The following is a 7,369-nucleotide window of genomic DNA, read 5'->3' as shown; positions in this document are numbered from 1 at the left end:
CCCAGGCGGCGGCGTGCCGTGTGGAGACGGGGAAGGGCTTCCGCCTGGCCGATTTCTCCACCCGCGGCGCGGTGGAGGACCTGCCGCGCGAGGCCGCCGAGAGGCTGCTGCGCGAGGGCACCAAGCGCCTCGCCGAGCTGCAGGACCGGCTGGCGGCGCAGGACAGGCACGCGCTGTTCGTCATCTTCCAGGCGATGGACGCGGCGGGGAAGGACGGTGCCATCAAGCACGTCTTCTCCGGCGTGAACCCGCAGGGCTGCACGGTGCACTCCTTCAAGGCGCCGGGGCCGGAGGAGCTGTCGCAGGATTTCCTGCGCCGCCACGTGGCGCGGCTGCCGGCGCGGGGGCAGATCGGCATCCACAACCGCTCCTGGTACGAGGAGGTGCTGATCGCCCGCGTCCATCCCGCGGTGCTGGCCCGGCAGGGCCTGCCCGAGGAGGTGGTGACGCCGCGCATCTGGGATGAGCGGCTGGAGGACATCGCCGCCTTCGAGCGCTACCTGGCCCGCCAGGGCGTCGTCGTGCTGAAGTTCTTCCTGCATCTCAGCCGGGAGGAGCAGCGCGAGCGCTTCCTCTCGCGCATCGACCGGCCGGAGAAGAACTGGAAGCTGGATGCGAGCGACGTCGCCGAGCGGCGGCACTGGGATGCCTACCAGCAGGCCTACGAGGCCGCCATCCGCGCCACCGCCGCGCCGCACGCCCCCTGGTACGTGGTGCCGGCCGACCGGAAGTGGCTGACCCGCCTGCTGGTGGTGGAGGCCGTGGTGGAGGCGCTGGAGGCGATCGACCCGCACTATCCCCGGCTCGACGCTGAGGGGCTGGCCCGCCTGCATGCCGCCCGCACCGCGCTGCGGAACGAGGCGGACTGAAAAAAAGCGGGCGTCGCCAGAGGCGCGCCCGCAAACCGGCAAAGGAAGGAGGGCGCGGGGAATGGCTTCCCCGCGCCCTCCAGGCCGCTTCAGCGGCGCGCCGTCATCAGCCCCAGCACGAAGCCGATGGCGCCGGCCACCAGCAGCGCCGTCACCGGCTGCTGCTCCACCTGGCGCACCACGCGCTCGCCGGCATGCTGGGCGTAGTCGCGGGCCTCGCCATAGACCTCCTGCACGCGGCCGGCGGCCTGGCGGCTCATGCCCTCGGCCTGGTGGCCCTCATCGCCGGTCAGGTTGCCGAAGCCTTCCTGCGCCTTGCCGGCCAGGTTCTGGGCGCTGCCCTCAAGGCGATCGGTGTTCATCGTGCTTGTTCTCCTTCTCAGGGGTGGGTTCAGCGAAAGGAAGCCGCGCGGGCCACCACGGCGCGGGTGCCGGCGCGGGCACCCAGCAGCGAGACAATGGCACCCAGCAGCAGCGCGGCGAAGGCCCAGTACGCCGCGGTGGCAGCCGCGGTGGCGGCGGTGTCGGCGGCCTGGCGGGCCTGCTCCTCGGTGCGCTGCAGGGCCTGCTGCGCTTCCTGCTCGGTCTGCTGGATGCGCGTGCGGGCCTCGTCCTGGCTGATGCCGGCCTCGGCGGCCACCAGGGCGGCCAGGCGATCCTGCTCGGGCTGCGCGAGCTGGCCGTCGGTGACGCGGCGGCCCACCAGGCGGCCGATCTCGGCCTTGCGCTGGTCGCTGTTCATCGCGGCAGGATCGGCATTGCTGGCGGTGAGGGCGTTCTGCGCGCGCTCGATCGCCGACTGCGTGACGGACTGGATGGTGCCGGTATCCGTGCGGTCGGCGGCCTCGTTGCCCACCATGGCGGTGACGTTGCCGGCACCCTGCGCCAGGCCGCCCAGCATGCTGGAGAGGCCGGTGGTGGCGGTGCTCACCGCGCCGCTGACGACGCTGCCCAGCAGGAAGGCGGATACCAGCGTGCTGGTGGCCCACATGGCCAGGCCGTGCAGGCTGCCATCGGTGCCGTCGGCCGTGCCGGAAAGCCGCGCGGCCGCGTAGGCGCCGAGCCCCAGGCCGATCAGGTGCGAGACCAGCAGCCAGATGCCGCCGCCGATGCCGAGCGTCGAGGCGTCCGGCGTCGCGCGTTCCGCCGCGTCGACGAGGTTGGCGCCGATGGCGGCGCCGAGGATGTTCAGCATGGCGCCCACTGCCAGCGCGATCACCGCGCCAGCCAGCACGGCACCCCAGGAGATGCGGGTGGGCAGACGCGGCGAGCCCTGCACGGCCGCGGTCGCATCAGGGCCGGCATAGGCGCCGGCAGCGGTTCTGGTATTCATGATCGTGGGTGTCCATGGCCGGTGCCGCCCCGCCATCACGCCGGCCGCCGGCCCTCAGGGCTCCAGCGGGATCCGGCGCAGACGGAAACCGGATGCCGCGGCCTGCAGCGTCCGGTCAGCCTGTTGTTCGCAGCCTGTCGCGGGCCCCTCGTCGGGAGCGGCCCGCCACAAGCGGGCCTTACGAGCGGAAGGTGTCCCGCACGGCGTCCTTGGCGTTGCCGACGGCGCCCTGCGCCTTGCCCTCGGTCTTGTCGGCCTTGCCCTCGGCCTGGGTCGAGTGGTCGCCAGTGACCTTGCCGACAGCGTCCTTCACGGCGCCCTTGGCCTGCTTGGCGGCGCCTTCGATGCGGTTCTTGTCCATGGCTTTCCTGCCTTTCTTCTCTTCGGAAGGGCCAGATGGCGCTTCCGGCCGTGTGTGTGACGGCTCACGGGAAGAACGGCCCAGCCCAGCATTGGGTTGCGTGGGGCTGCCGCAGGCCGGAGCGGGGCAGCAATGCGGAGAGCGGGGCAGGCCCGGCGGCAGGCAGCCGGGAAAGAAGGAAACAGGCGAAGAAAAGGGTGAGCGGAGGCGGGCGCCAGGGATGAAGGGGGGAGGGGGCAGGCCCCTCCCGCCCGCTTCAGCTCCGCTCGTAGAGCAGGCGGGCGCGCAGCGTGCCGGGGATCTGCCGCAGCGCGGCCAGCACGCCCTCGGGGTCGGCCACCTGGTCGGCGTCCACCACCACGTAGCCGATCTCGGGGTCGGTCTGCAGGTACTGGGCGCTGATGTTCAGGCTGAAGCGGCTGAACACCTCGTTCAGCGCCGCCAGCATGCCGGGCACGTTGCGGTGCACATGCATGTAGCGGGTGCCGCTCGGGCGGGCGGGCAGCGTCACCTCGGGGAAGTTCACCGCGCCGAGCGTCGCGCCCGAGTCGGAGTAGTCGGAGAGCTTGCGCGCCGTCTCCTCGCCGATGCGCTCCTGCGCCTCCTCGGTGCTGCCACCGATATGCGGGGTGAGGATGACGTTCGGCAGGCCCTGGAGCGGCGAGACGAAGCGCTCGCCATTGCGCTTCGGCTCCTCGGGGAAGACGTCGGCGGCGGCGCCGAGCAGGTGACCCTCGCGCAGCGCCACGGCCACGGCGTCGAGATCCACCACGCGGCCGCGGGCGTTGTTGATGAGGATGGCGCCCGGCCGCATCGCCGCCAGCTCCGCCGCGCCGATCAGGCCGGTGGTCTCCGCGGTCTCGGGCACGTGCAGGCTGACCACGTCGGCGGCGGCCAGCAGGTCGCGCAGGCTGGCGGCGGCCACCGCGTTGCCGTGGCCCAGCTTGGGGACGGTGTCGTAGTAGATGACGCGCATGCCGAAGGCCTCGGCCAGCACCGAGAGCTGGCTGCCGATGTTGCCGTAGCCGACGATGCCGAGCGTCTTGCCGCGCACCTCGCGCGAATGGGTGGCGGACTTGTCCCAGCCGCCGTCATGCGCCGAGCGGGAGCGGTCCGGGATGCGGCGCAGCAGCATGACGATCTCGCCCATCACCAGCTCGGCCACCGAGCGGGTGTTGCTGAAGGGCGCGTTGAACACCGGGATGCCAAGGCGCTTGGCGGTGGCCAGGTCCACCTGGTTGGTGCCGATGCAGAAGCATCCCACCGCGATCAGCCGGTCCGCCGCCTCCAGCACCTCGGCGGTGAGCTGGGTGCGGGAGCGGATGCCCAGCAGGTGCACCCCCTGCAGCGCCGCCTTCAGCGCCTCCCCCTCCAGCGCCTTCGACTCGCGCTGGATGTTGGTGTAGCCGGCGGCCCCGAGCAGCGCGATGGCGCTGTCCGCCACGCCTTCCAGCAGCAGGATGCGGATTCGGTCCTTGGGGAGGGAGATGCGTTGGTTCGGCATGGCAGGCTCAATGCCTGCGCGGCTTCCGTTCGTGAAGTGCGAAACCGGCAGGCGTGTCACGCGTTCCGCACGAGGCCGCTGCCTGCGAAGTCGGCACACGCTGCCGCGAGCCTGGGCATGGCCGCGCCCCATGCATGGCCCCATGCGGCAAGCGAGGGGCAAAGCCTTTGTTTTTTCTTGCCCCGGAAGGCCGCCAGGACCATCTCCGCGGGCTCATGCCTCGCCCTTTCCAGAAGAAGCGGGGACTAGCATCCGGAGATTCCCACCATGGCTGTTGAGACGATGGAAATGCCGCTGGCCGTGCGCCGCCGCGCCACGATGGACGCGCTGGCGGAGCTGGCCGAGGGCGGCCTGGCCGAGCGCATGCGGCTGGACGCCGCCGCGCGCGTGCTGCGCACCGCCCGCCGCGCCGTGGACATGACCGGCCGGGTGATGGCGCTGCCGCCCGTCATGCAGGGCTGGGACCCTGCCGCCACCACCGCGCGCGAGCATGTCGAGACGCTGACGCCGCGCCAGATCGACGCGCTGCTGGCCGAGGGATCGCGCTGGGCGGCCGCCCTGCTGCGCGCCGAGCCGGAGCTGCGCCGCGCCGCCTGAGGCGGGGAAGGGCGGGGGCGCCGTTCCCCGGGTCCTCTCCCGCCGTGCCGCCTTCAGCCCCGGTGCGGACCGATGTCCCAGGGGGCGCGCTGCGCCTCGTGCCGGGCCTGGCCGGGTGTGAGGCCGATGTCGCGCAGCATGCGCGGCTCCATCCCCGCCAGATCCTGCCGGGTGCGGATGACGCGCAGGATCAGGCGCAGCGCCTCCAGCCAGCCGCGCGGATGCGTGGCGCGCGGCGCGGAACGCAGAACCGGGGAAGAATGGAAGCCGGAGCCGAGTTGGGCGGACATGGTTCGGGGCCTTTCATGCACCGAGAGGTTCATCACCCCGGCACGATGCATGCGCATCCGTAATAAGGAAAACGAATTGTTTTGACGCAAGGCATCAGCGGCGCTGATATGGCGCCATGCTTGCCCTGCCGCCCGGACTGGACCCCGACCTGCTCCGCTCCTTCGTGCTGATCGCCGAGGGGGACAGCGTCACCCGCGCCGCCCAGCGCGTCGGGCGGACGCAATCGGCGGTCTCGATGCAGATGCGCCGCCTGGAGGAGATGCTGGGCCAGCCCCTGCTGGTGCGCGGCCCGCGCGGCTTCTCGCTGACGCCGCACGGCGCCTGGCTGCTGGAGCGCGCGCGCCCCTGGCTGACCATGCATGACGAGATGCTGGCCAATTTCCGCGCCACCGACATCGCCGGCGCGGTGCGGCTGGGCACCCCGGACGATTATGTGCTGCTCTGGCTGCCGGACATCCTGGCCCGATTCGCGGAGAGCCACCCGGCGGCCGAGCTGGAGGTGATCTGCGCCCCCTCCACGGAATTGCTGGAGCGGATGGACCGGGGCGAACTGGACCTCACCCTCTATTCGGCCGGCAATGAGCGCGGCCAGGCCGGGGTGCCGCTGTGGCGCGGGCCGCTGCACTGGGTGGGCTCGGCCGCCCATGCGGTGCACCGGCAGACGCCGCTGCGGCTCTCGCTGGCCCCGCCCTCCTGCGTCTGGCGCCGGGCGGCCACGGCGGCGCTGGACGCGGCCGGGCTGCCCTGGCGCGTCACCTACCTCTCCAGCGCGCAGATGGGCACGCATGCGGTGGTGCTGGCGGGGCTCGCCATCACGGTGGGGCTGGCCGGGCCGCTGCCGCCCGGACTGCGCGTGCTGGGCCCGGAGGAGGGATTGCCGCCGCTGCCCGAGTTCGAGATCGCCCTGGCCCAGCGTTCCGAGAGCCCCGGCACCCGGGCGCTGGCCCGCCACATCATCGACAGCTTCAGGCACGAACCCGGGGGGCTACCAAACCATGCTTGATGGAACGGCCCGCGGAATGCTCTCATCCCCGTAAGGAAGGAAGGGGAAGGCCGCCGCCGCCCAGGGACCGCGATGTTCCGGATGCGGAGGCCCGCCCCTTTCGCGGCCTTGCCTTCACCGCCCCCGGGAGAGTGGGCGGGGAGGCCATGCGGAGAGAGGACGTTCAACAATGCTGATTCAACGCCGTGGCCTGATGGTGGCCGCGACGGCCGGTGGCCTGGCCGCCGGAGGGCTGGCCAGCCCCACCGTGTCGCGCGCCCAGACATCCTGGCCTGACCGGCCGATCCGGCTGATCGTGCCCTGGCCGCCGGGTGGCAGCACCGACACGGTGGGCCGCATCTTCCAGCCGAAGCTGCAGGAGATCCTGGGCAAGCCGGTGGTGATCGAGAACCGCGGCGGCGCCTCGGGGGCGATCGGCGCGGGCGAGGCGGCGCGGGCCGAGCCGGACGGCTACACCTGGGTGCTGGTGTACGATACCCAGGCCACCAATGAGAGCGTGATGCGCCTCCCCTTCAAGACGATGGAGGCCTTCACCCCGGTCAGCCTGGTGGGCACCGGGCCGCTGGCGCTGGTGGCGCACCAGACCACCCCCTACCGCAGCTACAAGGACATCGTGGAGGCGGCCAAGAAGGCGCCCGAGACGCTGAACTTCGCCACCAGCGGCGTCGGCGGCCTGGCGCATGTGGCGACGACCCTGCTGCAGCAGCAGGGCGGCTACAAGCTGGTGCATGTGCCCTATCGCGGCGGTGGCCCCGCCACGCAGGACGCGGTGGCGGGCCATGTGCCGCTGTTCATGTCGAATGTGGTGGTGATCAAGCAGCACATCCGCGCCGGGACGCTGCGGCCGGTGGGCGTGACCACCCGGGGCGAGAGCCGCCACGTGGAAGGGGTGAAGAGCTTCGCCCAGCAGGGGGCGGGGGATTTCGAGGCGCCGACCTGGTGGGCGCTGCTCGGCCGTGCCGGCACGCCGCAGCCCATCGTGGACAAGATGTACGACGCGCTGGCGAAGGCCCTGGCCGACCCGGTGGTCCGCCAGAAGATCGAGGAGCAGGGCGCGGATGTGACGGCCAGCACGCCGGATGCCTGCGCCCGCTTCCTTCAGAGCGAGATCGCCAAGTGGGGCAAGGTGATCCGCGACAACAACATCCAGGCGGACAGCTGAGCCTGTGCCCGCCCCGCCGGCCGGCGGGGCGGGTTCTTCATGCCGGATGCGGAAAAGTGAAAAAGGGGTTTGACGACCCCCGCAGGCCCCCTTATAAGCCCGACCACGCCGCCGGTTGGCGCTGCTGAACGGCGAACGGAAGACGATTGGCTAAAGGTTGCGGTTGACAGAAGGCTCCAAGCCTTCTATATCGTTCCCCATACACCAAATCGGTGGACGTTGCGGGGTTCCTTCGGGATCTCGGCGATA

The 7,369-nt window shown here is 71.7% G+C and carries 9 protein-coding genes; 4 read left to right on the top strand and 5 right to left on the bottom strand.

The features are described 5' to 3' along the window. Window positions 1–869, top strand: an 869-nt coding sequence (locus ACZJYS_RS21185) for a PPK2 family polyphosphate kinase (protein WP_493180230.1), incomplete at its 5' end; no start/stop codon positions are given. An 89-nt stretch (window positions 870–958) separates the two neighbouring features. On the opposite strand, the gene ACZJYS_RS21180 is transcribed toward ACZJYS_RS21185, so the two are convergent. The 4 genes from ACZJYS_RS21180 to serA all read right to left on the bottom strand — a co-directional run bounded on the left by ACZJYS_RS21180 (window position 959) and on the right by serA (window position 4,067). Beyond that, complete coding sequence (locus tag ACZJYS_RS21180; protein ID WP_109517888.1) at window positions 959–1,231, bottom strand: CsbD family protein; 273 nt, start codon at window positions 1,229–1,231, stop codon at window positions 959–961. A 29-nt stretch (window positions 1,232–1,260) separates the two neighbouring features. Beyond that, window positions 1,261–2,202: a hypothetical protein gene (locus tag ACZJYS_RS21175; RefSeq protein ID WP_245906474.1), complete on the bottom strand. Its 942-nt coding sequence runs from the start codon at window positions 2,200–2,202 to the stop codon at window positions 1,261–1,263. Window positions 2,203–2,380: 178 nt separating this feature from the next. Further along, window positions 2,381–2,563, bottom strand: a complete 183-nt coding sequence (locus ACZJYS_RS21170) for a CsbD family protein (RefSeq protein ID WP_109517887.1) — start codon at window positions 2,561–2,563, stop codon at window positions 2,381–2,383. A 256-nt stretch (window positions 2,564–2,819) separates the two neighbouring features. Next, window positions 2,820–4,067, bottom strand: coding sequence for a phosphoglycerate dehydrogenase (serA, locus tag ACZJYS_RS21165; RefSeq protein ID WP_379652276.1), 1,248 nt, complete (start codon window positions 4,065–4,067; stop codon window positions 2,820–2,822). Between the two features lie 267 nt (window positions 4,068–4,334). Here serA and ACZJYS_RS21160 point away from each other — a divergent pair, with 267 nt between their 5' ends. Then, window positions 4,335–4,664, top strand: coding sequence for a hypothetical protein (locus tag ACZJYS_RS21160; RefSeq protein WP_245906472.1), 330 nt, complete (start codon window positions 4,335–4,337; stop codon window positions 4,662–4,664). A 53-nt stretch (window positions 4,665–4,717) separates the two neighbouring features. Here ACZJYS_RS21160 and ACZJYS_RS21155 read toward each other — a convergent pair whose 3' ends face one another. After that, window positions 4,718–4,954: a DUF1127 domain-containing protein gene (locus ACZJYS_RS21155; protein WP_379652275.1), complete on the bottom strand. Its 237-nt coding sequence runs from the start codon at window positions 4,952–4,954 to the stop codon at window positions 4,718–4,720. 116 nt (window positions 4,955–5,070) lie between these two features. Here ACZJYS_RS21155 and ACZJYS_RS21150 point away from each other — a divergent pair, with 116 nt between their 5' ends. Continuing rightward, window positions 5,071–5,958 (top strand): LysR substrate-binding domain-containing protein, encoded by an 888-nt coding sequence (locus ACZJYS_RS21150; protein ID WP_109517884.1) that lies wholly within the window; start codon window positions 5,071–5,073, stop codon window positions 5,956–5,958. A 169-nt stretch (window positions 5,959–6,127) separates the two neighbouring features. Beyond that, on the top strand, window positions 6,128–7,120 hold the full coding sequence (locus ACZJYS_RS21145) for a tripartite tricarboxylate transporter substrate-binding protein (protein WP_181378194.1): 993 nt from the start codon (window positions 6,128–6,130) through the stop codon (window positions 7,118–7,120). Window positions 7,121–7,369 lie beyond the last annotated feature (249 nt).

This window comes from Roseomonas sp. TS2, from assembly GCF_058833935.1.
This window is presented reverse-complemented; position numbering and strand designations above follow the sequence as displayed.

Bases quoted from the DNA above. Each gene is read 5' to 3' on its own strand.
- ACZJYS_RS21180 (WP_109517888.1), bottom strand. From the start codon at position 1,231: ATGAACACCGATCGCCTTGAGGGCAGCGCCCAGAACCTGGCCGGCAAG.
- ACZJYS_RS21175 (WP_245906474.1), bottom strand. From the start codon at position 2,202: ATGAATACCAGAACCGCTGCCGGCGCCTATGCCGGCCCTGATGCGACC.
- ACZJYS_RS21170 (WP_109517887.1), bottom strand. From the start codon at position 2,563: ATGGACAAGAACCGCATCGAAGGCGCCGCCAAGCAGGCCAAGGGCGCC.
- serA (WP_379652276.1), bottom strand. From the start codon at position 4,067: ATGCCGAACCAACGCATCTCCCTCCCCAAGGACCGAATCCGCATCCTG.
- ACZJYS_RS21160 (WP_245906472.1), top strand. From the start codon at position 4,335: ATGGCTGTTGAGACGATGGAAATGCCGCTGGCCGTGCGCCGCCGCGCC.
- ACZJYS_RS21155 (WP_379652275.1), bottom strand. From the start codon at position 4,954: ATGTCCGCCCAACTCGGCTCCGGCTTCCATTCTTCCCCGGTTCTGCGT.
- ACZJYS_RS21150 (WP_109517884.1), top strand. From the start codon at position 5,071: ATGCTTGCCCTGCCGCCCGGACTGGACCCCGACCTGCTCCGCTCCTTC.
- ACZJYS_RS21145 (WP_181378194.1), top strand. From the start codon at position 6,128: ATGCTGATTCAACGCCGTGGCCTGATGGTGGCCGCGACGGCCGGTGGC.